A 23,664-nucleotide genomic window follows, 5' to 3' on the forward strand; every position below is an offset into this window, starting at 1 on the left:
TAATCGCCGCATACCTACTTCCCACACGGACCGGGGATGAGCATGGAACGACTCGATCGACAGGTGGATGCCTACGTCACCTGGAAGCGCGACCTGATCCGCGAGATCACGCGTTATCGCAGCTGGCTGGCGCACAATCGGCTGAGCAGCGAAGCAGTCGAATCCCGTCTCGATCGGGCGCTGCGCATCCTGCGGACCGACCACATCACGATGGCCTTCGTCGGCGAGTATTCGCGTGGCAAGACCGAGCTGATCAACAGCCTGCTGTTCTCCGGCTACGGCCAGCGCATCCTGCCCTCACGCGCAGGCCGTACCACCATGTGTCCGACCGAGCTGTTCTTCGATCCACGCTCGGAGCGTTCCTACATTCGCCTGCTGCCCATTGAGTCGCGCCTGGAAGACACCAGCATCGCCCAGCTCAAGCGCACGCCACGGCACTGGCTGAACATTCCGCTGGACCCGCAGGACCCGGACGAGATGGTCGAGGCCTTCACCCAGGTGGCGATGACCAAGGCCATGCCGGTCGAGCAGGCGATTCAGCTGGGTTTCCATCCCGATGCACTAGAGCGCAGCGATGATCCGGCCGAGGTACTGGTACCCGCCTGGCGCCATGCGCTGGTCAACTTCGATCACCCGTTGCTGCGCCAGGGCCTGCGCATTCTGGATACGCCGGGCCTGAATGCCCTAGGCAGCGAACCGGAACTGACGCTGTCGATGCTGCCCAACGCCCAAGCCGTGCTCTTCATGCTGTCAGCAGATGCCGGCGTCACCGCCAGCGACATGGAGATCTGGCAACAGCATGTGCGCCAGCTCGACGTCGACACCCACGGCAACCTGTTCGCCGTACTGAACAAGATCGATGTGCTCTGGGACGATCTTGCCGGCGACGACTTCGTCAGCGACGCAATCCGCCAGATGCGTGCCAGTACCGCTCAGCAACTGGGCATCGACAGCGAGCACGTGCTGCCGCTGTCTGCCAAGCAGGCACTGCTGGCCAAGGTCCGCGGCGACCAGGCATTGCTCGAGCGCAGCCAGATCGAACAATTGGAGCAGCTGCTGGCCACGCGCATTCTGGCGCAGAAGGAGCGCCTGCTCGAGGAGCAGGTGGTCCAGCAGGTGCTTGCGCTGTTGCACAACAGCCAGCATGTGCTGAACCTGCGTCGCGACAAGGTCATCGAACAGCGCGCCCTGCTCGACAGCCACCAGCAGGGCAACGGCCAGATGCTGCTGGAACTGACCGCACGCACCCGCCATGACCACAATCGCCATCACAAGCGCCTGTTAGAACTGCGAACCAACCAGCACCTGCTGCAGCGTCAGGGCGAGCTGCTTGGCGCGGCGATTCGTGCCGCGCGGCTGGAAGAGCATCTCACGCGTCTGCGCCGCAGCCTCACCGGCAGTCTGACGACGCTGGGCATCAACCTCGCCATCCTGCACTTCTTCCGCTCGGTGGAGCAGGATCTGAATGCGCTGGAGCTGGAGGCTGCACGCGCCAACAAGATGGTCGCCGCCATCTATAACCGGCACAACGAGGAAAACCCGTTGCAGGGTATCGACGCGCCGCAGTTCGAGATCCAACCGTTCCAGCGCGAACTGCGCAGCCTGCAGCTCAAGGCCGACCAGTTCCGCCTGCAGCTCAAGACTCTGCTCACCGAGCAGCGCACCCTCACCCGCCGCTTCTTCGCCACCCTGGTGCAGGAAGTGATCGGCTTGCACCAGCGCCTGCGGCAGGAAGCCACGCGTTGGGCCGGCGATGCTCTCACGCCACTGCTGCAGCACTCGCTGGAAAACAAGCAACAGCTGGAAACCCACATGCTGCGACTCAAGAGTCTGGCGCAGACCAACCAGCAGAACAGCCAGCGAGGCCAGCTGCTGACCCGCTATTGCAGCGAACTGGACCAGCAGCTGGCGCAGGCAGCGGAAATGCTGCGCGCACTGCGCCTGCCCGCGCCGCTGCGACGACAGGCCAAGGTGGTCAGCCTGACCGGCGCCGCTCGACACTGAGCCGCCGCTGCAATTGCAGGTGAATTGCGGCGCGCTTCCCTTTAGACTTTGCCGCCTTCTTTTCGCAAGAGCCAGGGTCGATGCCCACTGCTATCCCAGCCGATTCCGTTGGCCTGGTGAGTCCGAAGGTCGCGCACTTTGCCGAACCGCTGGCACTCGCCTGTGGCCGCACGCTGGCCGACTACCAGCTGATCTATGAAACCTATGGCGAACTGAACGCGGCACGCAGCAACGCCGTGCTGATCTGCCACGCGCTCTCCGGCCACCACCATGCCGCCGGCTATCACAGCATGGACGACCGCAAACCGGGCTGGTGGGACAGCTGCATCGGCCCCGGCAAGGCCATCGACACCGAACGCTTCTTCGTCGTCAGCCTGAATAACCTCGGTGGCTGCAACGGCTCGACCGGGCCAAGCAGTCTCAACCCGGCTACCGGCAAGCTCTACGGCGCCGATTTTCCGGTGGTCACGGTCGAGGACTGGGTACACAGCCAGGCGCGCCTCGCCGACCATCTGGGCATCGCGCAATGGGCGGCGGTGGTCGGCGGCAGCCTGGGCGGCATGCAGGCACTGCAGTGGACCATCAGCTACCCCGAGCGGGTACGGCACTGCCTGGCCATCGCCTCCGCGCCCAAGCTGTCTGCGCAGAACATCGCCTTCAATGAGGTGGCACGCCAGGCGATCCTCTCCGATCCTGAGTTCCATGGCGGTCATTTTCAGGAGCTAGGCGTAATTCCCAAGCGCGGGCTGATGCTGGCGCGCATGGTCGGCCACATCACCTACCTGTCCGATGATGCGATGGGTACCAAGTTCGGTCGCGGGCTGAAGAGCGAGAAGCTCAACTACGACTTCAACAGCGTGGAATTCCAGGTCGAAAGCTACCTGCGCTACCAGGGTGAGGAGTTCTCTGCACGCTTTGATGCCAACACCTATCTGCTGATGACCAAGGCGCTGGACTACTTCGACCCGGCAGCGGCGCACGACGATGACCTGGCCAAGACCTTCGCTGGCGCCCAGGCCAGCTTCTGCGTGATGTCGTTCACCACCGACTGGCGCTTCTCACCGGAGCGCTCGCGGGAGATCGTCGATGCGCTGCTCGCCGCGCGTAAGAACGTCTGCTACCTGGAGATCGACGCGCCGCAGGGCCACGATGCCTTCCTGATACCCAATCCTCGCTACCTGCAAGCCTTCCGCGGTTACATGAACCGCATAGCCGTATAAGGAACCAAGATGCGCGCCGATCTGGACATCATCCAAGACTGGATTCCGGCCGGCAGCCGGGTGCTCGACCTCGGCTGCGGCAACGGCGAGCTGCTGGCGTGGCTGCGTGACAACAAACAGGTCAGCGGCTACGGCCTGGAGATCGACCCGGACAACATCGCCGCCTGCATCGACAAGGGCGTCAACGTCATCGAACAGGATCTGGACAAGGGCCTGGGCAATTTCGCCAGCGACAGCTTCGACATGGTGGTGATGACCCAGGCCCTGCAGGCCGTGCACTATCCCGACAGGCTGATGAAGGAAATGCTGCGGGTCGGCCGCGAATGCATCATCACTTTCCCCAACTTTGGTCACTGGCGCTGCCGCTGGTACCTGGCGAGCAAGGGCCGCATGCCGGTTTCCGAGTTCCTCCCCTACACTTGGTACAACACACCGAACATTCACTTCTGCACCTTCGAGGATTTCGAGCGGCTCTGCCAGGAACGCGGCGCGCGGGTGCTGGAGCGACTGGCGGTGGATCGCGATCACCGACACGGCTGGGCCAGTCGACTGTGGCCCAACCTGCTAGGCGAGATCGGTATCTACCGCGTTACCGGACCGGCCCGATGACCGGCTGCACTGCTGGAGGTATATGACCATGAAACGTGCCCTGATCTGCCTGCTGGTCGCGCTGTTCGCGTTGCCGGCGTTCGCCGAGCGCAAGCACAGCGTCGGCGAATACGACATTCACTACATCGCCTTCAACTCCAGCTTCCTGCAGCCGGATGTCGCCGCGGCCGCCGGCCTGGTACGCAGCAAGGCGCAGGGCGTGGTCAACGTCTCGGTACTCAAGAGCGGCAAGCCGGTGCCGGCGCTGGTCAGCGGCACGGTGAAAAACCTGCTCGGCCAGGATCGCACGCTGACCTTCAAGCAGCTCAAGGAGAGCAACGAGGCGATCTACTACCTGGCGCAGTTCCCGATCGACTCCCAGGAAACGCTGCGCTTCAGCCTGACGGTGCAGCCGATGGATGCCGAGCCGGTCACTTTCGACTTCAATCAGGAAATCTATCCCGACGAATGATGCCTTTCACGCAACTGGTGCTGGCCAGCCACAACGCCGGCAAGCTCAAAGAACTTCAGGCCATGCTGGGCGACACCGTGCGTGTGCGCTCGATTGGCGAATTCAGTGACGTCGAGCCGGAAGAAACCGGCCTTTCCTTCGTCGAGAACGCCATCCTCAAGGCGCGCAATGCGGCAAGGATTTCCGGGTTGCCGGCACTGGCCGACGACTCCGGGCTGGCGGTCGATGCGCTGGGCGGGGCGCCTGGCATCTACTCGGCGCGCTATGCCGACGGCCAGGGCGATGCAGCGAACAATGCCAAGCTGCTGCAGGTGCTGCAGGATGTGCCGGACGCCGAGCGCAGTGCGCAGTTCGTCTGCGCGCTGGCACTGGTGCGGCATGCCGAGGATCCGCTGCCGATCATCTGCGAAGGTCTCTGGCACGGACGCATTCTGCATGCACCGCGCGGCGAACACGGCTTTGGCTATGACCCGCTGTTCTGGGTGCCCGAATGCGACTGTTCCAGCGCCGAGCTGCCGGCAGCCGAGAAGAACCAGCTCAGCCACCGCGCGCGTGCCATGTCCCTGCTCAAGCAGCGCTTGGGCATCGCGTGATCATTGCCTCGGACACGGCAGCCAGAGCGGTATCCGGGCAACACCAAACGGCGCCGCTCGACCCGCTACCACCGCTGGCGGCGTACGTGCATATCCCCTGGTGCGTGCGCAAATGCCCGTACTGCGACTTCAACTCCCACGCTGCCGGGCCCGAGCTGCCCGAGAGCGCCTATGTCGACGCGCTGCTGGCTGATCTTGAAGGCGACCTCGAGCATGTCCAAAGCCGCCGGCTGAATTCGATCTTCTTCGGCGGCGGCACGCCGAGCCTGTTCAGTGCCCGGGCGCTGGAGCGCATCCTCGCCGGGCTGGAGCGGCGGGTCGGCTTCGCCGATGACATCGAGATAACCCTGGAGGCTAATCCGGGTACCTTCGAACAGGCAAAATTCCGCGACTATCGCCAGCTCGGCATCAATCGCCTGTCGATCGGCGTGCAGAGCTTCCAGGCCGACAAGCTCAAGGCGCTGGGGCGCATCCACGACGGCGACGAGGCCATTCGCGCCGCCGACATGGCGCGCGCAGCCGGCTTCGACAATTTCAATCTGGACCTGATGCACGGCCTGCCACAGCAGAGCCTGGAGGACGCGCTGACGGATCTGCGCATCGCCATTGAGCAGCAGCCGACGCACCTGTCCTGGTACCAGCTGACCGTCGAGCCGAACACCGAGTTCTGGAGCCGGCCGCCGCAGCTGCCGGACGACGACATCCTCTGGGACATCCAGGAAGCCGGACGGGCGCTGCTTGCCGAACACGGCTATCGCCAGTACGAAACCTCGGCCTATGCGCAGCCCGGCCGGCAGGCCCGACACAACCTGAACTACTGGACCTTCGGCGACTTCCTCGGCATCGGCGCCGGCGCCCACGCCAAGCTCAGCCAGGCCGACGGGCGCATCCTGCGCAGCTGGAAGACCCGCGCGCCGAAGGATTATCTCGACCCGGGCAAACCCTTTCGCGCCGGTGAAAAGCAGCTGCTGGCGGACGAGCTGCCCTTCGAATTCCTGATGAATGTGCTGCGCCTCACCGACGGCGTGCCGGCGCTGCTGTTCACTCAACGCACCGGCTTGCCGCTGGACCTGCTCGCTGCCGGGCGGCGCGAGGCGGAAGCCCGGGGCCTGCTGGCAGCCGATCCGCAGCGTCTGGTCGCCACACCCAAAGGCCAGCTGTTTCTCAACGACCTGCTACAACTCTTCCTGCCCTAAGGACACCGCATGGATTTGCTACTCGACCTGATCGCCAGCCTGTCGCGCTGGAGCCGCAGTCACCTGTCGGACATCTCGCTGGCGATCATGGCCACGCTGTTCGTACTGTTCGGCCCGGCACTCAATGCCTGGGTGCAGAAGAACATCGGCGGGCTGAATTTCGTCCTGCGCACGCTGCTGTTCGTGATCTTCTGCGCAATCGTCTACGGCCTCGGCATCATCTACCTGAGCCCCTGGCTTGCGAAGGGACTGGCGCAGTTCAACAACTACACCCTGGCACCGGTATTGTTGCTGGTGCTGTTCATCATCGGTGTGATTGCCGATCGCAACTGAGCACGGCGTCGGCCGTCATGAAAACGCCGCCCGAGGGCGGCGTTTTTCGTTGCACGCGACTCAGTTGGCGCCACGCCGCAGCGCCTGCGGCGAGAAGTCGTGGGGGCTCAGGCGCACGCCGAAGTCGTACATCGGCTCGCCGTTGTCCAGTCCATCGACGAAGTAGTTGCCATCCTTGAGGTGATACAGCGTCTCCAGGGTGCTGTTGAACATCGGCACCTCGTAATAGCTGATCGGATGGCTTTCCTGCAGACCGATCAGCTGGCCGCCGTCATCGAACAGGTCCACCGCGAGAATCTGCCAGCTGTCCTCGTCGAGGTAGAAGCGCCGCTTGGCGTAGGGATGGGTGAAGCCGGTGCGCAGAGTTGCCTCGACCACCCACACGCGATGCAGCTCGTAACGCAGCAGCTCGGGATTGAGCGTGCGCGGCAGCACGATGTCATCGTAGGGAATGCCCTGCTGATGCACCGCGTAGCTGTTGTAGGGCATCAGCATCTCGCGCTTGCCGAGCAGCTGCCAGTCGTAGCGGTCCGGCGCGCCGTTGAACGAATCGACCACGTCGGCAGTGGCCAGGCCACTGGTATCCGGCTGCACCGAATCGTAGGCCAGCGACGGCAAACGGCGGACTCGGCGATCCCCCGGACTGTAGCGCCAGGCCTTGCGGGTGGTCAGCACCTGATCCATCGGGTCCTGTACCACCAGCGAGGTGCCGGCCAGCTTGGCTGGTGCGGTCACCCGGTACTTGTAGTACAGCAGGGTGTTGTTCAGATCACCCTGCTCCATGCCCTCGCGGTTGTAGACGTAATACACGTGACGATCGCGCTTGATGTAATTGGCACGGCCGCCGATCACCACCGCCTGGTGGTTGATCATGTGGGTCTGCTCGCCCTTGTAGTGCAGCACGTGGTTCCAGATCGCTTCCATGCCGTTCTGCGGCAATGGGAAGGGAATGCCGGCCGCCGCGCCCTGGATACCGTTACCGTTGGCGATCAGCTCGGCGGACTGCGCATTGGCGCGGGTCGCCTCATAGATGCGCTGCGGTGCGGCGGCACTGCGGCGAGTCGGGAATACACGCAGGTGGAAATCGGGATAACGCTCAAGCAGCGCGGCGAGGCCCTCGGGTAGCCGCTCGGCATGCTCGGCGAGGTTGTTCTTGTCGACGCGGTAGAGCAGCGGGTCGTCGGCAAACGGATCAGGATGGTGCATGCCCGGCTCATAACCGGCCGGCGGAGTGACACCGCCGGTCCAGGCCGGAATGGTCCCGGCAGCGTTGCCCGGTCGTTCCGCACCGAGCGGCGTGAGGTCCTGCCCCAGGCGCGCGGCCTGGCTGGCATCCACCTTGGCCTGCGCCTGCCAACTGGCACAGGCTGCCAGCAACAGCACTCCAATCTTCACGTACATCGTCTATCCCCCTTGCGGCGGACGACGATTGGCTGTGCGCGTATGCAGGCCCGCCGCCATCCGCTGGCGTTGTTTTGTCGGTTTGGGCAGGCAAGCCATCCTGGCGCGGCGCTTTCCTACGGCCGCTTCGATGCGGCTCTATGGATACGGGCGTCGCGCGTCACTTCAATCGACGCGCTGGAACTTCAGGTCCCAGACACCGTGGCCAAGACGCTCGCCACGGCGCTCGAACTTGGTCACCGGGCGCTCTTCGGGCCGCGGCACGAAACGCCCGTCAGCAGCCAGATTGCGATAGCCCGGTGCCGCGCTCATCACCTCGAGCATGTGTTCGGCATAGGGCTCCCAGTCGGTGGCCATATGCAGCACGCCGCCGATCTTGAGTTTCTGCCGAATCAGCTCAGCAAAAGCTGGTTGCACGATACGGCGCTTATGGTGCCGGCTTTTGTGCCAAGGATCGGGGAAAAACAGCAGAACCCGATCGAGACTGGCGTCGGCGACGCATTCACGCAAGACCTCGAGCGCGTCGCAACTGTAGACGCGCACATTCTGCAGATTTTGTGACAGAAGTCCGCTCAGCAGCGCCCCCACCCCCGGCTTGTGCACTTCGACGCCGATGAAATCCTGCTCCGGCGCCGCCGCGGCCATCTCCAACGTGGAGTGCCCCATGCCAAAGCCGATCTCGAAGGTACGCGGCGCGCAGCGACCAAAGACCTGATCGAAATCGCGCATGCCATCCGCCAGTTCCAGGCCGAACTTCGGCCAGCCCTGCTCGAGGCCGCGCTGCTGGCCGAGAGTGGTGCGCCCGGCGCGCATCACGAAGCTCTTGATGGTGCGCCGGTGCTCGGGCGCGGGAGTCTGCTCTGTCATGGTGTACCTGCGAGAAATAAAAAAGCCGGTCCCGACCCGATGTCAGGACCGGCCACGAAGCGTTGTCAGCGAATCAGCCCTTCCAGGGGCGACGAAGCGCTGGCATAGAGTTTCTTCGGCATGCGCCCGGCGAGATAGGCCAGGCGCCCGGCCTCGATGGCGTACTTCATCGCCTGGGCCATCAGCACCGGATTCTGCGCATGGGCGATGGCGCTGTTCATCAGCACCGCCTCGCAGCCCAGCTCCATGGCGATGGTGGCATCGGATGCGGTGCCGACGCCGGCATCCACCAGCACCGGCACGGTCGCCTCCTCGAGGATGATGCGCAGGTTGTACGGATTGCAGATGCCCAGGCCGGTGCCGATCAGGCCGGCCAGCGGCATCACTGCAATGCAGCCCATCTCGGCCAGCTGGCGAGCGATGATCGGGTCGTCGCTGGTGTAGACCATCACGTCGAAGCCATCCTTGATCAGTACTTCGGCGGCCTTGAGCGTCTCGATCACGTTGGGGAACAGGGTCTTCTGGTCGGCCAGCACTTCCAGCTTGACCAGCTTGTGGCCATCGAGCAGTTCGCGCGCCAGGCGGCAGGTGCGCACCGCATCCTCGGCGGTGAAGCAGCCGGCGGTGTTCGGCAGGATGGTGTAGCGCTCCGGGCTGATCACGTCGAGCAGATTCGGCTCATCGGGATTCTGGCCGATGTTGGTGCGGCGCACGGCGACGGTGACGATTTCGGCGCCGGAAGCTTCGATGGCCGCGCGCGTCTCCTCAAGGTCCTTGTACTTGCCGGTACCGACCAGCAGGCGTGACTGATAGGTGCGACCGGCCAGGGTGAAAGGCTTGTCGTTCGGAACTGGGCGCATGGGAAATCCTCGTCGGACGTGTTGCAGCAGACTGGACGCCGCACTGGCGGCGCAATTCGGTAATGGAGTGCGGACCGGGCTAGCCGCCACCGATGGCGTGCACCACTTCAACATGGTCGCCTTCGCGGAGCTCGGTGGAAGCATGCGCGCTGCGCGGAACGATATCGCGGTTGAGTTCGACAGCCAGGCGTCGGCCGGTCAGTTCCAGCCGCGCCAGCAGCTCAGCCACCGTCTCGCCGGCGGGCAGCTCGTAGGGTTCGCCATTCAACTGAATCTGCATAGGATCGCCGCCATTGCGAAGGGGACGGCATTCTAGCCCGAACCACCGATGCGACCAAGGCGAAGGCCGCGGCCGTTCGTCCCGCTCAGCTGCGTATACGCCAGCCAGCCAGTGCCAGGCAGAGCCAGCCAGCCAGGAAGGCCGTGCCACCCAGCGGCGTGATGACACCCAGCTTGCCGACGCCACTCAGGGTCAGCAGATAGAGGCTGCCGGAGAACAGCACGACGCCGGCGCAGAACAACGCTCCGGCGGCGGTCAGCAGACGACTGGGCGCGTGCAGCCCCAGCAGCGCCACGCCGAACAGCGCCAGCGCATGAATCAGTTGGTACTGCACGCCGGTCTGGAAAATCGCCAGGTAAGCGGCGCTCAAGCTGGCCTTGAGACCGTGGGCGGCAAAGGCGCCAAGTGCGACGCCGCTGAAGCCGAACAGAGCGGCAAGCACGAGATAAGAACGAATCATGCCCTTTTCCGGTCGATGGCTTTAGGGGTCGCTATAATGCCCGCTCTTTTTGCCCACGACCACGTCCCATGCTCCGCTCTCTGCTGCGTCGCTCGTTCAAGCTGCTGCTCTGGCTCGCCGCCCTCTCGGCGGTGCTGGTCCTGCTGCTGCGCTGGGTGCCGCCGCCGTTCACCGCGCTGATGGTCGAACGCAAGATCGAGTCCTGGACCACCGGCGAGCCCATCGACCTGCAACGCGACTGGCGCCCCTGGCGCGAGCTGCCGGACGATCTGAAGATGGCGGTGATCGCCGCAGAGGACCAGAAGTTCGCCGGGCACTGGGGCTTCGACATCGCCGCGATCCGCGCCGCCTTCAGCCACAACGCCAGCGGCGGCTCGCTGCGTGGCGCCTCCACCTTGAGCCAGCAGGTTGCGAAGAACCTGTTTCTCTGGTCCGGCCGTAGCTGGCTCCGCAAGGGCATGGAGGTCTGGTTCACCGCCTTGATCGAGCTGCTGTGGCCAAAACAGCGGATTCTCGAGGTCTACCTCAACAGCGTGGAATGGGGTTCGGGGATTTTCGGTGCGGAAGCCGCCGCGCGCCATCACTTCGGCGTCCGCGCGCCCTACCTGTCGAGCCGTCAGGCCAGCCTGCTGGCCGCGGTGCTACCGAACCCGCGACAATGGAGCGCTGGCAAACCCAGCAGCCATGTGAACAATCGCGCCGCCTGGATTCGCCAACAGGTACGCCAGCTTGGTGGCAGCCACTACCTGCAGCGACTCGAAGCCGACCGCCCCAGTTGGTGGCCGGCATGGCTGTGAAGCAACCGGACCAATGGCGTGACATCAGCTGACCTGCCTGCGTCTAGTTGCGCAGCTTCTGCTCAACGGATTGAGTTCCCGACACCACAGCGCACCCTGTGGTTTTTTCGTGCAGCATCTTGAACGGATCCGTAAGCAGGATATGAATACGCCTCTCCTCCGGCTGAGCCTGGGTTACTTCTCCCTAGCAATGCTGTGGATTCTGATCAGCGACCCGCTACTGCGGCTGCTGACCCACGGCCAGGACGCCAGGTGGCAAACCGCCAAGGGCGCGCTGTTCGTGGTAATCACCAGCGTGCTGCTGTATCTGCTCGGACGCCAGTACTTCCGCCGGGTCGCCGAGCAGCAACAGGCTCAGCGCCGACAGGAAAGCAGCCTGCGCCAGGCCGCCGCGGTCTTCGACAGCACCCAGGAGGGCGTACTGGTGACCGATCCCCAGCAGCGCATCGTGCACGTCAATCCTGCCTTCAGCCGCATCACCGGCTACAGCATCGACGAGGTGCTCGGCCAGACACCCAAACTGTTCGCCTCCGGCAAGCACGACGCGCAGTTCTATCTGGACATGTGGCAGGCGCTACGCAGCGACGGCGTCTGGAGCGGCGAAATCTGGAACCGCCGCAAGAGCGGCGAGGTGTATCCGCAATGGCAGAACCTGCGCTGCATCCATGACGATCAGGGCGAGGTCAGCCATTACGTGGCGGTGTTCTCCGACCTCTCCGCACTCAAGCAGTCGCGCGAGGAGCTGGAACAGCTGGCGCACTACGATCCGTTGGTGCAGCTGCCGAACCGCCTGTTGTTCAGCGAGCGCGCCAAGCAGGATATCGAGCGTGCCCGTACGCTCAAGCGCGGCGGCGCGATGCTGCTGATCGACCTCGACCACTTCAAGAACATCAACGAAAGCCTGGGCCACAGCCTGGGTGACGCGCTGCTGCAGGCAGTCGCCAAGCGACTGGGTGAGCATCTGAAGGAGGGCATGACGCTGGCGCGCCTGGGTGGCGACGAGTTCGCCCTGCTCTGCGAGGACTGCAGTGCCAACCAGGCGGCGGCGCTCGCATTGCGCATTCTCGACTCACTGAACGCCCCCTTCCACCTCGGCGGTACCGATCTGTTCAGCAGCGCCAGCGTCGGCATCGCGCTCTACCCCTACCCGACCAATGTGCAGGACGTCGAGCAGCTGATGCGCAACGCCGATTCCGCGCTGTTCAAGGCTAAAAACAGCGGGCGTTCGACCTATGCCTTCTACTCAGAAGAGCTGACCAGCCAGGCGCGCCAGCGTGTCGCCCTCGCCACCGCACTGCGCCAGGCACTGGAACAGCAGCAGCTGCAAGTGCATTACCAGGCGATCTACGACCTGCCGCACGGCACGATCGTCGGGTTCGAGGCACTGGTGCGCTGGCACCATCCGGAACAGGGGCCGATCTCGCCGGCGACGTTCATTCCCATCGCCGAGGACAGTGGGCTGATCAACAGCATCGACCGCTGGGTGATGACGCAGGCCTGTCAGCAGATGCGGACCTGGCTGACCGAGGGCCGGCCGGTGCGCTTCATCGCGGTCAATGTTTCCAGCCGCATGTTCGGGCATGGCGAACTGGATCTGCAGGTGGCAACCATCCTCGCCGAAACCGGCCTGGCAGCGAAGCACCTGGAACTGGAGATCACTGAAAGCGCGATGATGCAGGACCCGGACGGCGCCATCGAACTGTTGGCGCGGTTGCGCGCGCTCGGTGTGCATCTGGCCATCGACGACTTCGGTACCGGCCATTCGTCGCTGCTACGCTTGAAGCGCATGAACGTGCACAAGCTGAAGATCGATCAGGGTTTCGTCCGCGGCCTGCCGGACAATCGCGAGGACGCGGCGATCACCCGCTCGGTCATCAGCCTGGCGCGCAACCTCGGACTGCAGGTCGTCGCCGAGGGCATCGAACAGCCGCAACAGGCGGCGTTCCTGCTGGAGCATGGCTGCGACTATGGCCAGGGCTTCGGTTTCGCCCGTCCGCAGGCTTCCGACGATATCGACTGGCAGAGCAGTGGCATGGAGTACGGCCAGCATTCGCTTGTTCGCTGAGCCGAATATCAGATTGCCAGCACGACAGGTAGGCATTCCCGCGCCAGTGCTCTACCCTGCGCAACAAGGCAGCCGCCCATAGGCGCATCGACACCTAGCCGTAGCCTGGCTGGCGACAGACATCAGGCGTTTCCCTGAAACACCGGCGATTGGCCGCTGAATTCGTCTCTATTCGCGCCCTGCGGCGCATGGCAGTGGACAGTATGGACGAACCCGCTATCGACAATGGTTCCACCACCGGCTTGCGTCAGCACGTCGCCTGGCGCAACGGCGTCGCCTGGCTGGTTCTGCTGTTCACCTTGCTGGTGCAGCTGGTGGTCTTCCAGCACCTGCGCAGCAATGAAACTCGCGCCGCCAACCAGCAGTTCGAGCTGCTCAGCGACAAGGTCACCGAAGCCATCCGCAAACGCCTGCACGACCACGAGCAGATCCTGCTCGGCGGCGCCGGATTGATCGATGCCGGCGGTCAGATCAGCCGCGAACAATGGCACACCTACGTGCAGCGTCTGCAGCTCAAGGAGCGCTACCCCGGTATCCAGGGCGTCGGTTTCAGCCTGGCGGTCAGGCCCGATGAGCGCGCGGCCCACGTCGCAGCGATCCGTGCCGCCGGCTTCCAGGACTACACCATCCATCCTGACGGCGAGCGACCGCTGTACACCTCGATCATCTACCTGGAACCGTTCGACCGCCGCAATCGCGCGGCTTTCGGCTACGACATGTATGCCGAACCGGCGCGGCACCAGGCCATGCGACGCGCGGCCACGTTGGGCAAGGCCAGCATCACCCGCAAGGTCACGCTGATGCAGGAAACCCACGGGAAGGTGCAGGCCGGCGTGTTGCTCTACGTTCCGGTGTACCGTCCCGGCCTGCCGCTGGATACTTCCGAGCAACGCCTGGCAGCGTTGCGCGGTTTCGTCTACAGCCCCTACCGGCTGGGCGATTTGATGCATGGAATTCTCGGCGACGTCGACCTACCGCTGGATCTCAGCATCTATGCCAGCGACCGCGAGCAGCCCGAGCACCTGCTGTTCACCACACGCCAGGCCGAGGCCCCCGATCGCTCGCCAACCTACACGCAGCTGCAGCAGCTGCACCTGTACGGGCAGACGTGGACGCTGCGCCTGGACAGCCTGCCGGAGTTCGAGGAGCGCTTTCATTCCAACGACACGCTGGTGGTCAGCCTGGGTCTCGGCCTGAGCCTGCTGCTGTTCTTCCTCACGTCCTCGCTCGCAATGCGCCACCAGCGGGCGCAGGCCCTTGCCGAGCAGATGACCTGGCACATCCGGCGCAACAAGCACGCCCTGCGACTGAGCGAGGAGCGCCTGTCACTGGCGCTCAAGGGCAGCAACGATGGCCTCTGGGACCTCGATCTCGAGGCCGGCACGCTGTACGCGTCGCCACGCGCCTGGGAGATGCTCGGCTATCGCCCCGGCGAGCTGCCGTCGGATCTCAAGCTGTGGGAGCGGGTCATGGTGTCCGAGGACGTGAGTCGCGAACGGGCTCGCCTGGCCCAGACGATGCTCTCCAATGTCGAGCACTTCACCACCGAGCTGCGCATGCAGCACAAGGGTGGCCAGGTCGTACCGGTGCTGTTGCGTGGCTACATCCAGCGCGATAGCCAGGGGCAGGCGCAGCGCATCAGCGGCACCATCATGGATCTGACCGAACGCAAGCGTATCGAGCAGATGAAGAACGAGTTCGTCTCCACGGTCAGCCATGAACTGCGCACTCCGCTGACCTCGATCAGCGGCGCCCTCGGCCTGATCACCGGCGGTGCGCTGGGCGAGGCACCGGAACCGATGCAGCAGATGCTCGATATCGCCTATCGCAACAGCCAGCGGCTGGGCCACCTGATCAACGACCTGCTCGACATGGAGAAGATGGCCGCCGGCAAGATGACCTTCGACCTGCGCGAACACGCCTTGCCGCGCCTGCTGGAAGATGCTGTGGCGAGCAACCAGGCGTTCGCCGAACAGCATCGGGTTCGCTGCGTGCTCGAGCCACCAGTCAACGTTAACGTCTGGGTCGACGGTCTGCGCCTGCAGCAGGTGCTGAACAATTTTCTCTCCAACGCCATCAAGTTCACGCCCGAGAATGGCGAGGTCCGCGTACGCAGCAGCCTGCGCGGCACGCAGGTGCGCATCAGCGTCAGTGATCAGGGACCGGGCATCCCGCAAGCGTTCCGCGAACATGTCTTCGAGAAGTTCGCCCAGGCCGACGCCTCCGACAGCCGCAAGATCGCCGGGACCGGGTTGGGGCTGGCGATCAGCAAGGAGCTCATGGAGCGGATGGGCGGCACCGTCGGCTTCGATTGCGTGGAGGGCGCCGGCACCACCTTCTGGTGCCAGCTGCCGATCCAGACACCGCTGTTCGGCGATAGCGCCACCAGCGAGGGTCAGCCTCGCCTACTGGTGGTCGAAGACGAGCCGGACACGGGCCGTCTGCTGCATCTGATGTTGCGCGAAGGCGGCTACGCCGTGGATCGTGTGCAGAGCCTGCACGCGGCGCGGGAAAAACTGGCCACCGGCAGCTACCAGGCCATGACCCTGGACTTGCACCTTCCCGACGGCAGCGGTCGTCAGCTGATCGAGGAGATCCGCCGCAACCCGGCGCTGCGGAATCTGCCGGTGATCGTCATCTCCGCCGCCAACCAGTTCGATCAGAGCGCACTGGCCGAACAGATCGTCTGGCTGCACAAGCCGATCACCAGCGCACAGCTGCTGACCAGCGTGCATAGCGCGCTGCAACCGACGTCGTCACCAGCCAAATAGTTACCACCGTCGCGGCGCTACCGACTCATCGGCAAAGCAAAGAAAAACGCGGGAGAGGCCGTCTGACCTCTCCCGCGTTTGATACAGCCGGATCGTCTGGCGTATCAGGCCTGGATCGAACCCTTGAGCTTGGTCATCGCATTCTTTTCCAGCTGACGAATGCGCTCGGCAGAGACGTTGTACTTGGCAGCCAGGTCATGCAGGGTCGCCTTGTCTTCGCTCAGCCAGCGCTGCTGGAGGATGTCACGACTGCGCTCGTCGAGACCTTCGAGCGCTTCATGCAGACTCGAGGTGGAGCTGTCGCTCCAGTCGGCATCTTCCAGCTGACGGGCCGGATCGTAGCGGTGGTCTTCCAGATAGTGCGCCGGCGACTGGAATGCGCTGTCGTCGTCAGCATCGGCGGCCGGATCGAAGGCCATGTCATGGCCGGTCAGACGGCTTTCCATCTCCCGCACTTCGTGCGGCTCGACGCCGAGGCTGTCGGCCACCCGGTTGACCTCGTCGTTGTTCAACCAGGCCAGGCGCTTCTTCTGGCTGCGCAGATTGAAGAACAACTTGCGCTGCGCCTTGGTAGTGGCGACTTTGACAATGCGCCAGTTGCGCAGGATGAACTCGTGGATCTCGGCCTTGATCCAGTGCACCGCGAAGGACACCAGACGCACGCCCATTTCCGGGTTGAAACGCTTGACCGCCTTCATCAGGCCGACATTGCCTTCCTGGATCAGATCGGCCTGGGCCAGCCCATAGCCGGAATAGCTGCGGGCGATGTGCACTACGAAACGTAGATGAGCCAGGACCATCTGGCGGGCAGCCTCGAGATCCTGGTGATAGAAGAGCCGCTCGCCCAGCTCGCGCTCCTGCTCGACGGTAAGCAGCGGCAGGCTGTTTACGGTCTGCACGTAGGCCTCGAGGTTGGCTCCCGGGACTAGGGCGTGAACAGGTTGCAGAGTAGTTGTCATGCAGTTCCTCCGATAGTGAAGCTGCAGCAGTTTAGCACTGCCGCATGAGACTGCAAGCGCTCGGAAAAGTTCACTTACTCATCCATTAAATTCTTATTTTTCAATAAGTTATCATCGAGGCGCGAGTTCACTGAGATGCCTCGCCACGGCCAGCCAGGCACCAATGTAGCCCAGCAGTACGGCACCCAGCACCAGCGAGAAACCATCCCCGGACGGCACGCCGGCCAGCCCGAAATCGCTGCCATACAGACCGGCCAGGCGGGTCACCGCCTCGTTCAGCCAGCCCAGCCCATAAGCCAGCAGCAGCCAGGCGATCAACCCGGCACCCAGACCGTAGAGCGCGCCCATGTAGAGAAATGGCCGCCGCACATACCCATCGGTGCCGCCCACCAGTTTTACCACCTCGATCTCGGTGCGGCGGTTTTCGATGTGCAGGCGGATGGTGTTACCGATCACCAGCAGCAACGTGGCGATCAGCAGCAGACTGAGGCCGAAGACGAAGCGGTCACCGAGCTTGAGGATCGCCGTCAGGCGTTCCACCCAGAGCAGGTCCAGCTGCGCCTGCTGCACGCCCGGCAGTTCGGCCAGCCGCTGGCGCAATGCCTCCAGCTTGTCCTTGTCGACTTCCTCGGGCGTCACCAGCACCACACCGGGCAGCGGATTCTCCGGTAGCTCCTTGAGCGCCTCGCCAAGCCCGGAAAGCTGCTGGAACTCTTCCAGCGCGGCCTCGCGACTGATCCACTCAGCTTCGGCCACATCGGGTAGCGCAGCCACCTCGTCGCGCAGCTTCTCGCCGCCGGCTGAATCCACCTCCAACTGCAGGAACAGCGAGATCTGTGCCGCGCGCTGCCAGGAGCCACCGAGCCGCTCGACGTTGTCCAGCAGCAGCGCCAGCCCCATCGGCAGGCTCAGGGCAACCGCCATTACCAGGCAGGTGAAGAAACTGCCGATCGGCTGCTTGAACAGCCGGCTGACGCTGTCCACCAGGCTGGCCCGATGGCTTTCCAGCCAGGCATGCAACAGCGCCTTGAAGTCCGGTTCGTCATTCTTGTGGTCAGTTTTCTTCACCGAGCCGCCAACTCGCTCGGCAGTGCTCGGATTCGATTTGGCGGTGGGCTTGTGTTCGGTGCTCATCAGCTGGCCTCCCCGTCACCGATCAGGCGACCTCGTTGCAGCGTGAGCATGCGGTGACGCATGCGCGCGATCAGCGCCAGGTCATGGCTGGCAATCAGCACGGTGGTGCCCAACCGGTTGATGTCCTCGAAAACTCCCATGATCTCGGCGGCCAGCCGCGGATCGAGGTTGCCGGTGGGTTCGTCGGCGAGCAGCAGCGCCGGCCGATGCACCACGGCGCGGGCAATACCGACACGCTGCTGCTGACCGGTGGACAGGTCCGCCGGGAACTGCAGCGCCTTGTCCTTTAGGCTGACGCGCTCCAGCGCGGTCATCACCCGCTGACCAATCTCGCGCTTGTTCAAGCCGAGGATCTGCAAGGGCAACGCGACGTTGTCGAACACCGTGCGGTCGAACAGCAACTGGTGGTTCTGGAACACCACGCCGATCTGTCGACGCAGGAAGGGAATCTGCGCATTGGTGATGCGCGACAGATCCTGGCCGGCCAGCAGCAGCTTGCCACTGGTAGGCCGCTCCATCGCCAGCAACAGGCGCAACAGGGTGCTCTTGCCGGCGCCGGAGTGCCCGGTAACGAAGAGGAATTCACCACGCTGCACATGGAAGGAAAGCTCGTGCAGCCCGACGTGACCGTTGGGATAGCGTTTGCCGACCTGATCGAAGCGGATCATTTGCCGTCCTGTTGACCGAACAGTGCCTTGACGAAGGCGTCCGCCTCGAAGGTACGCAGATCGTCGATTCCCTCGCCGACGCCAATGAAGCGGATCGGCGTGCCGAACTGCTTGGCCAGAGCGAAGATCACTCCGCCCTTGGCGGTGCCGTCGAGCTTGGTCAGTGCCAGGCCGGTAAGTTCGACCGCCTGGTTGAACTGGCGCGTCTGGTTGATCGCGTTCTGCCCGGTGCCGGCGTCGAGCACCAGCAGCACTTCGTGCGGCGCTGTTTCGTCGAGCTTGCCGATGACTCGACGGACCTTCTTCAGCTCCTCCATCAGATTGTCCTTGGTGTGCAGCCGCCCGGCGGTATCGGCGATCAGCACGTCGATGCCGCGCGCCTTGGCGGCCTGCACCGCATCGAAGATCACCGAGGCTGAATCGGCGCCGGTGTGCTGGGCAATCACCGGAATCCGGTTGCGCTCGCCCCACACCTGCAGCTGCTCGACCGCAGCGGCGCGGAAGGTGTCGCCGGCAGCGAGCATGACCTTCTTGCCTTCGAGCTGCAGCTTCTTGGCCAGCTTGCCGATGGTGGTGGTCTTGCCGACACCGTTCACCCCAACCACCAGGATCACGTACGGCCGCGCCTGGCTGTCGATGATCAGCGGCTGCTCGACCGGCTTGAGCAGGCCGCTCAGCTCTTCCTGCAGCGCGCCATACAGCGCACCGCTGTCGGCCAGCTCCTTGCGCGACACGCGGCGGGTGAGGTTCTGCATGATCACGCCGGTCGCCTCGACGCCGACGTCGGCGGTCAGCAGACGGGTTTCCAGCTCTTCCAGCAGGTCGTCGTCGATGGCCTTTTTACCGAGGAACAGGCTGGCCATGCCCTCGCCGATACTGGCGCTGGTCTTCGACAGCCCCTGCTTTAAGCGAGCGAAGAACCCGAGTCGACTTGGCGCCTCGGGTTCAGCCGTCGGCGCCGCCTCGACGACGGCTGTCGGCTCGGGTTCGGGTTCGGGCTCGGGTTCGGGTTCGGGTTCGGCCAAAACAACCGGCTCGACTGCAGCGGCAGGCTGCTCCGCTTCGGCTGCGGCAACGGGCTGCTCGGCGAGCGCCTCGGCAGTTTCGGCGGCGCGGCTGTCAGGCTGCTCGGCAAACGGCTGGCTATCTTCCGGCGCTTCGGTAGCAGGCGGCTCGGCGGCAGGCGCTTGGGGCTTCTTGCGCAGCCAGCCGAACAGGCCTTTCTTCTCGCCGGCATCGCCCGGCGTCTTCTTGTCGTCGTTGGAACCAAACATGGAGAAGATATTCTCAAGGATGCAAAACACCGGCAGTCACGCTGCCGGCCAGACGGGGGCTATCCTAGCACCTCCCCGCCGGGGTGCGCTAAACGCGGCCGGGCCAGCTTCGCCGGGAGCCGGCGCGGCCATCGTGGAACGCCCTGCTTTGCCTGATCCAGTCGCGCCAGTACCATGGCCGACGCGTTGCCCGCCCGGCCAGCCTGCCCCGACGGAATTCTACTGGGAAACCCTGCATATGCCCCTGATGTTATGCCGCGCCGCCGCCCTGCTGTTCGGCGCCCTGTACCTGCCGCTGCTCGCTGCGGCCGATAGCCAGCCCACCCACGAATTCTTCCTCGACAACGGGCTGAAAGTGATCGTGCGTGAGGATCATCGCGCGCCGGTGGTGGTCTCGCAGCTCTGGTACAAGGTCGGTTCCAGCTACGAGACCCCCGGCCACACCGGACTGTCCCACGCGCTCGAACACATGATGTTCAAGGGCAGCCGCAAGCTCGGCCCCGGCGAAGCCTCACGTATCCTGCGCGAGCTGGGCGCCGAGGAAAACGCCTTCACCAGCGATGACTACACCGCCTATTACCAGGTCCTGGCCCGCGACCGCCTGGCCGTCGCCTTTGAACTCGAGGCCGATCGCCTCTCCAGTCTCAAACTGCCGGTCGAAGAGTTCACCCGCGAGATCGAGGTCATCAAAGAAGAACGCCGCCTGCGTACCGACGACAAGCCCAGCTCGCTGGCGTTCGAGCGTTTCAAGGCGCTGGCCTACCCGGCGAGCGGTTACCACAACCCCACCATCGGCTGGATGGCCGATCTCGAGCGCATGCAGGCGGACGAGCTGCGCGCCTGGTACGAGCAGTGGTATGCGCCGAACAACGCCACTCTGGTGGTGGTCGGTGACGTCACCCTCCCCGAGGTGCGCGAGCTGGCCGAGCGCTATTTCGGTGCAATCGCCAAGCGCCCGGTGCCGTCAGCCAAGGCACCGCTGGAGCTGAGCGAGCCCGGCGAACGGCGCCTGCAACTGCACGTCAACACCCAGCTACCGAGCCTGTTGATGGCCTTCAACGTGCCGAGCCTGTCCACCGAGACGAACGCACGGCAGGTGCATGCCCTGCGCCTGATCGCCGCGCTGCTCGACGGCGGCTACAGCGCACGCCTGCCGCAACAGCTCGAGCGCGGCGAGGAACTGGTGACCAGCGCCTCGGCCTGGTACGACGCCTACGCCCGCGGCGATAGCCTGTTCGTGCTCTCGGCAGCGCCCAACGTACAAAAGGGCCGCACGCTGGCCGAGGTCGAAAGCGGATTGTGGAGCGAACTCGACAAGCTCAAGCAGGAAGCTCCCAGCCGCGAAGAGCTGGAGCGCGTGCGGGCCCAGGTCATCGCCGGACTGGTCTACGAGCGCGACTCGATCACCCGTCAGGCCACCACCATCGGCCAGCTGGAGACCGTCGGCCTGTCCTGGCGGCTGATGGACGAGGAGCTGGCGGCACTGGAAGCCGTTACTCCCGAAGATATCCAGCAAGCGGCACGCAGCTACTTCACCCGCACGCGCATGAGCGTGGCTCATGTGCTGCCCAAGGAGACTGGCAATGAATAACCCCGGCATTTTGCGGCACGGCCTGACCGGCCTACTGCTGGCGGCCTGTCTCGGGCTCGCCGGCTGTGACAAGGACACGCCCATCACGCCGCCGACCACGCAAACGGCGCCCGCGGCGACCGAGACCAATGCCGGCGGTCCAGCGCCCGCGTCGAACGAAAGCAGCACCGACCAGCCGCGACTGGAATCACTCGCCAGCCTCGGCGACCAGCCCCTGGCGCGGCGCAAACTGGACATCCAGACCTGGCAGACCGCCGAGGGCGCCAAGGTGCTGTTCGTCGAGGCCCACGAGCTGCCGATGTTCGACCTGCGCCTGACATTCGCTGCCGGCAGCAGCCAGGACAACGGCACGCCGGGCCTGGCGCTGCTGACCAATGCGATGCTCAACGAAGGCATCGCCGGCAAAGACGTCACGGCCATCGCCCAGGGCTTCGAGGGGCTCGGCGCGGACTTCAGCAACGGCTCCTACCGCGACATGGCGGTCGCCAGCCTGCGCAGCCTGAGCGCACCGGACAAACGCACCGCCGCGCTCGAGCTGTTCAGCGAAGTGGTTGGGCGGCCGACTTTCCCCGAGGACTCGCTGCAGCGGATCAAGAACCAGCTGCTGGCCGGCTTCGAATTCCAGAAGCAGAACCCCGGCAAGCTGGCCAGCCTGGCGTTGTTCGAGCAGCTCTATGGCGAACATCCCTACGCCCACGCCAGCGAAGGCACGGCCGAATCGGTGCCGACGATCAGCGTGCAGCAGCTACGCGATTTCCATCGCCAGGCTTACGCTGCCGGCAATCTGGTGATCGCGCTGGTCGGTGACCTCACTCGGGCGGATGCCGAGGCCACCGCCGCGCAGATTTCCGCGGCGCTGCCATCCGGCCCCGCGCTGCCGCCAACCCCGGCACCTAAGGCGCCGCCGGCCGGCAAGCACCACATCGAGTATCCGTCCAACCAGACTCACCTGCTGCTCGCCCAGCTCGGCATTCCCCGCGGCCATCCGGACTACGCAGCTCTGTATCTGGGTAACCAGATTCTCGGCGGCGGCGGCTTCGGCACCCGACTGATGGAAGAGGTGCGCGAGAAGCGCGGACTCACCTACGGCATCTACTCCGGCTTCAGCCCGATGCGTGCCAACGGCCCGTTCATGATCAGCATGCAGACCCGCGCCGAGCTTACCGACGGCGCGCTGGAGCTGGTGCAGCAGCTGGTACGCGACTACCTCGCCGAAGGCCCCAGCGAGGCAGAACTGGAACGCAGCAAGCGCGAGATCGCCGGCAGTTTCCCGCTGTCCACCGCCAGCAACGCCGACATCGTCGGCCAGCTCGGCAGCATCGGTTTCTACGATCTGCCGCTGACCTACCTGGAGGACTTCATGGGCGAGATCCAGACACTCACGGTCGAACAGGTCAAGACGGCGATGAACAAGCACCTGCAGGGCGACGGTTTCGTCATCGTCACTGCCGGCCCCAGCGTCGAGCAGCAGCCGCTGCCGCCCCCCACCGAACGACCTGTCGAACAGCCCAGCGCGGTTCCGGAGCATTGATGGCCAACCCACCGATTCGACCCAGCGCCCATGGCGGCCAGGGCCAGCTACGCATCATCGCCGGCGACTGGCGCTCGCGCCGCTTCAGCTTCCCCGACGCCGAAGGCCTGCGACCGACACCGGATCGCGTGCGCGAAACCCTGTTCAACTGGCTGATGCCCTACCTCTCGGGCGCACGGGTACTCGACCCCTTCACCGGCAGCGGTGCGCTCTACCTCGAGGCACTGTCACGTGGCGCGGGCATGGCGCTGGCGCTCGACGTCAACGCCAACGCCATCGCCAGCCTGCGCAAGCACCTGGACACGCTGAATTGCGGCAACGGCCAGCTGCTGCAGAGCGATGCCCTGCGCTATCTGGAAACCCAGACGCCGACACCGTTCGATCTGGTGTTCCTCGACCCGCCGTTCAACAAGAACCTGCTGCAGCCGGCCTGCACCTTGCTGGAAAGCAAGGGCTGGCTGGCCGAGCGCGCCTGGATCTACACCGAAAGCGAAGCGCTGCCGTCGAGCCTCGGGCTGCCGGGCAACTGGCGTCTGCATCGCGAGAAAAAGGCCGGCAAGGTGTATTACGCGCTGTGGGAGCGCACGGCCTGAGCGGATC

At 64.5% G+C, this 23,664-nt stretch carries 22 protein-coding genes; 13 read left to right on the plus strand and 9 right to left on the minus strand.

Annotation, left to right across the window (positions count from 1 at the left end; genetic code table 11):
- Positions 1–36 precede the first annotated feature (36 nt).
- The 7 genes from N8H22_RS02510 (at position 37) to N8H22_RS02540 (ending at position 6,406) form a co-directional block, all read left to right on the plus strand.
- Positions 37–2,004 (plus strand): dynamin-like GTPase family protein, encoded by a 1,968-nt coding sequence (locus N8H22_RS02510; RefSeq protein ID WP_264589046.1) that lies wholly within the window; start codon positions 37–39, stop codon positions 2,002–2,004.
- Between the two features lie 80 nt (positions 2,005–2,084).
- Positions 2,085–3,224 carry a homoserine O-acetyltransferase gene (locus tag N8H22_RS02515; protein ID WP_264589047.1) on the plus strand — a complete coding sequence of 380 codons (1,140 nt, stop codon included), beginning with the start codon at positions 2,085–2,087 and terminating at the stop codon, positions 3,222–3,224.
- 9 nt (positions 3,225–3,233) lie between these two features.
- Entirely contained in the window at positions 3,234–3,833 is a 600-nt protein-coding gene (metW, locus tag N8H22_RS02520) for a methionine biosynthesis protein MetW (RefSeq protein WP_264589048.1), read from the plus strand.
- Between the two features lie 28 nt (positions 3,834–3,861).
- Positions 3,862–4,284, plus strand: coding sequence for a DUF4426 domain-containing protein (locus tag N8H22_RS02525; protein ID WP_264589049.1), 423 nt, complete (start codon positions 3,862–3,864; stop codon positions 4,282–4,284).
- Complete coding sequence (gene rdgB / locus N8H22_RS02530; protein ID WP_264589050.1) at positions 4,281–4,877, plus strand: RdgB/HAM1 family non-canonical purine NTP pyrophosphatase; 597 nt, start codon at positions 4,281–4,283, stop codon at positions 4,875–4,877. The genes N8H22_RS02525 and rdgB overlap by 4 nt, the downstream gene beginning before the upstream one ends.
- Positions 4,878–4,951: 74 nt before the next feature.
- Complete coding sequence (gene hemW, locus N8H22_RS02535; RefSeq protein WP_264589332.1) at positions 4,952–6,073, plus strand: radical SAM family heme chaperone HemW; 1,122 nt, start codon at positions 4,952–4,954, stop codon at positions 6,071–6,073.
- A gap of 9 nt (positions 6,074–6,082) precedes the next feature.
- Positions 6,083–6,406 (plus strand): DUF3392 domain-containing protein, encoded by a 324-nt coding sequence (locus N8H22_RS02540; RefSeq protein WP_264589051.1) that lies wholly within the window; start codon positions 6,083–6,085, stop codon positions 6,404–6,406.
- Between the two features lie 60 nt (positions 6,407–6,466).
- Here N8H22_RS02540 and N8H22_RS02545 read toward each other — a convergent pair whose 3' ends face one another.
- The 5 genes from N8H22_RS02545 to N8H22_RS02565 form a co-directional block, all read right to left on the minus strand.
- Complete coding sequence (locus N8H22_RS02545) at positions 6,467–7,807, minus strand: DUF1329 domain-containing protein (protein WP_264589052.1); 1,341 nt, start codon at positions 7,805–7,807, stop codon at positions 6,467–6,469.
- 165 nt (positions 7,808–7,972) lie between these two features.
- Complete coding sequence (gene trmB, locus N8H22_RS02550; RefSeq protein WP_264589053.1) at positions 7,973–8,674, minus strand: tRNA (guanosine(46)-N7)-methyltransferase TrmB; 702 nt, start codon at positions 8,672–8,674, stop codon at positions 7,973–7,975.
- 65 nt (positions 8,675–8,739) lie between these two features.
- Positions 8,740–9,534, minus strand: a complete 795-nt coding sequence (locus tag N8H22_RS02555) for a thiazole synthase (RefSeq protein WP_264589054.1) — start codon at positions 9,532–9,534, stop codon at positions 8,740–8,742.
- A 79-nt stretch (positions 9,535–9,613) separates the two neighbouring features.
- Positions 9,614–9,814, minus strand: a complete 201-nt coding sequence (gene thiS / locus N8H22_RS02560) for a sulfur carrier protein ThiS (RefSeq protein WP_264589055.1) — start codon at positions 9,812–9,814, stop codon at positions 9,614–9,616.
- 85 nt (positions 9,815–9,899) lie between these two features.
- Entirely contained in the window at positions 9,900–10,274 is a 375-nt protein-coding gene (locus tag N8H22_RS02565) for a DUF423 domain-containing protein (RefSeq protein ID WP_264589056.1), read from the minus strand.
- A gap of 68 nt (positions 10,275–10,342) precedes the next feature.
- Between N8H22_RS02565 and mtgA the strand changes: the two genes are divergently transcribed.
- The 3 genes from mtgA (at position 10,343) to N8H22_RS02580 (ending at position 15,907) form a co-directional block, all read left to right on the plus strand.
- Positions 10,343–11,071, plus strand: coding sequence for a monofunctional biosynthetic peptidoglycan transglycosylase (mtgA, locus tag N8H22_RS02570; RefSeq protein WP_264589057.1), 729 nt, complete (start codon positions 10,343–10,345; stop codon positions 11,069–11,071).
- 142 nt (positions 11,072–11,213) lie between these two features.
- Positions 11,214–13,136: a phosphodiesterase DibA gene (dibA, locus tag N8H22_RS02575; RefSeq protein ID WP_264589058.1), complete on the plus strand. Its 1,923-nt coding sequence runs from the start codon at positions 11,214–11,216 to the stop codon at positions 13,134–13,136.
- Between the two features lie 203 nt (positions 13,137–13,339).
- Positions 13,340–15,907: a CHASE domain-containing protein gene (locus N8H22_RS02580; protein WP_264589059.1), complete on the plus strand. Its 2,568-nt coding sequence runs from the start codon at positions 13,340–13,342 to the stop codon at positions 15,905–15,907.
- 104 nt (positions 15,908–16,011) lie between these two features.
- Here N8H22_RS02580 and rpoH read toward each other — a convergent pair whose 3' ends face one another.
- From rpoH to ftsY, 4 genes are all read right to left on the minus strand, one after another.
- Positions 16,012–16,866 carry an RNA polymerase sigma factor RpoH gene (gene rpoH / locus N8H22_RS02585; RefSeq protein ID WP_264589060.1) on the minus strand — a complete coding sequence of 285 codons (855 nt, stop codon included), beginning with the start codon at positions 16,864–16,866 and terminating at the stop codon, positions 16,012–16,014.
- Between the two features lie 111 nt (positions 16,867–16,977).
- Positions 16,978–18,000, minus strand: a complete 1,023-nt coding sequence (gene ftsX / locus N8H22_RS02590) for a permease-like cell division protein FtsX (RefSeq protein ID WP_264589061.1) — start codon at positions 17,998–18,000, stop codon at positions 16,978–16,980.
- Positions 18,000–18,668 (minus strand): cell division ATP-binding protein FtsE, encoded by a 669-nt coding sequence (ftsE, locus tag N8H22_RS02595; RefSeq protein ID WP_264589062.1) that lies wholly within the window; start codon positions 18,666–18,668, stop codon positions 18,000–18,002. The genes ftsX and ftsE overlap by 1 nt, the downstream gene beginning before the upstream one ends.
- Positions 18,665–19,942 (minus strand): signal recognition particle-docking protein FtsY, encoded by a 1,278-nt coding sequence (ftsY, locus tag N8H22_RS02600; RefSeq protein WP_264589063.1) that lies wholly within the window; start codon positions 19,940–19,942, stop codon positions 18,665–18,667. Before ftsY ends, ftsE begins: the two co-directional genes overlap by 4 nt.
- 238 nt (positions 19,943–20,180) lie before the next feature.
- Between ftsY and N8H22_RS02605 the strand changes: the two genes are divergently transcribed.
- Genes N8H22_RS02605 through rsmD form a run of 3 tightly spaced genes read left to right on the plus strand, consistent with a single transcriptional unit; the run spans position 20,181 to position 23,657 of the window.
- Entirely contained in the window at positions 20,181–21,533 is a 1,353-nt protein-coding gene (locus N8H22_RS02605; RefSeq protein ID WP_264589064.1) for a pitrilysin family protein, read from the plus strand.
- Positions 21,526–23,064, plus strand: coding sequence for a pitrilysin family protein (locus N8H22_RS02610; RefSeq protein WP_264589065.1), 1,539 nt, complete (start codon positions 21,526–21,528; stop codon positions 23,062–23,064). The genes N8H22_RS02605 and N8H22_RS02610 overlap by 8 nt, the downstream gene beginning before the upstream one ends.
- Positions 23,064–23,657, plus strand: coding sequence for a 16S rRNA (guanine(966)-N(2))-methyltransferase RsmD (rsmD, locus tag N8H22_RS02615; RefSeq protein WP_264589066.1), 594 nt, complete (start codon positions 23,064–23,066; stop codon positions 23,655–23,657). The genes N8H22_RS02610 and rsmD overlap by 1 nt, the downstream gene beginning before the upstream one ends.
- Positions 23,658–23,664: the final 7 nt, after the last annotated feature.

Source organism: Stutzerimonas sp. S1, from assembly GCF_025966695.1.
Classification (GTDB): Bacteria; Pseudomonadota; Gammaproteobacteria; order Pseudomonadales; family Pseudomonadaceae; genus Stutzerimonas.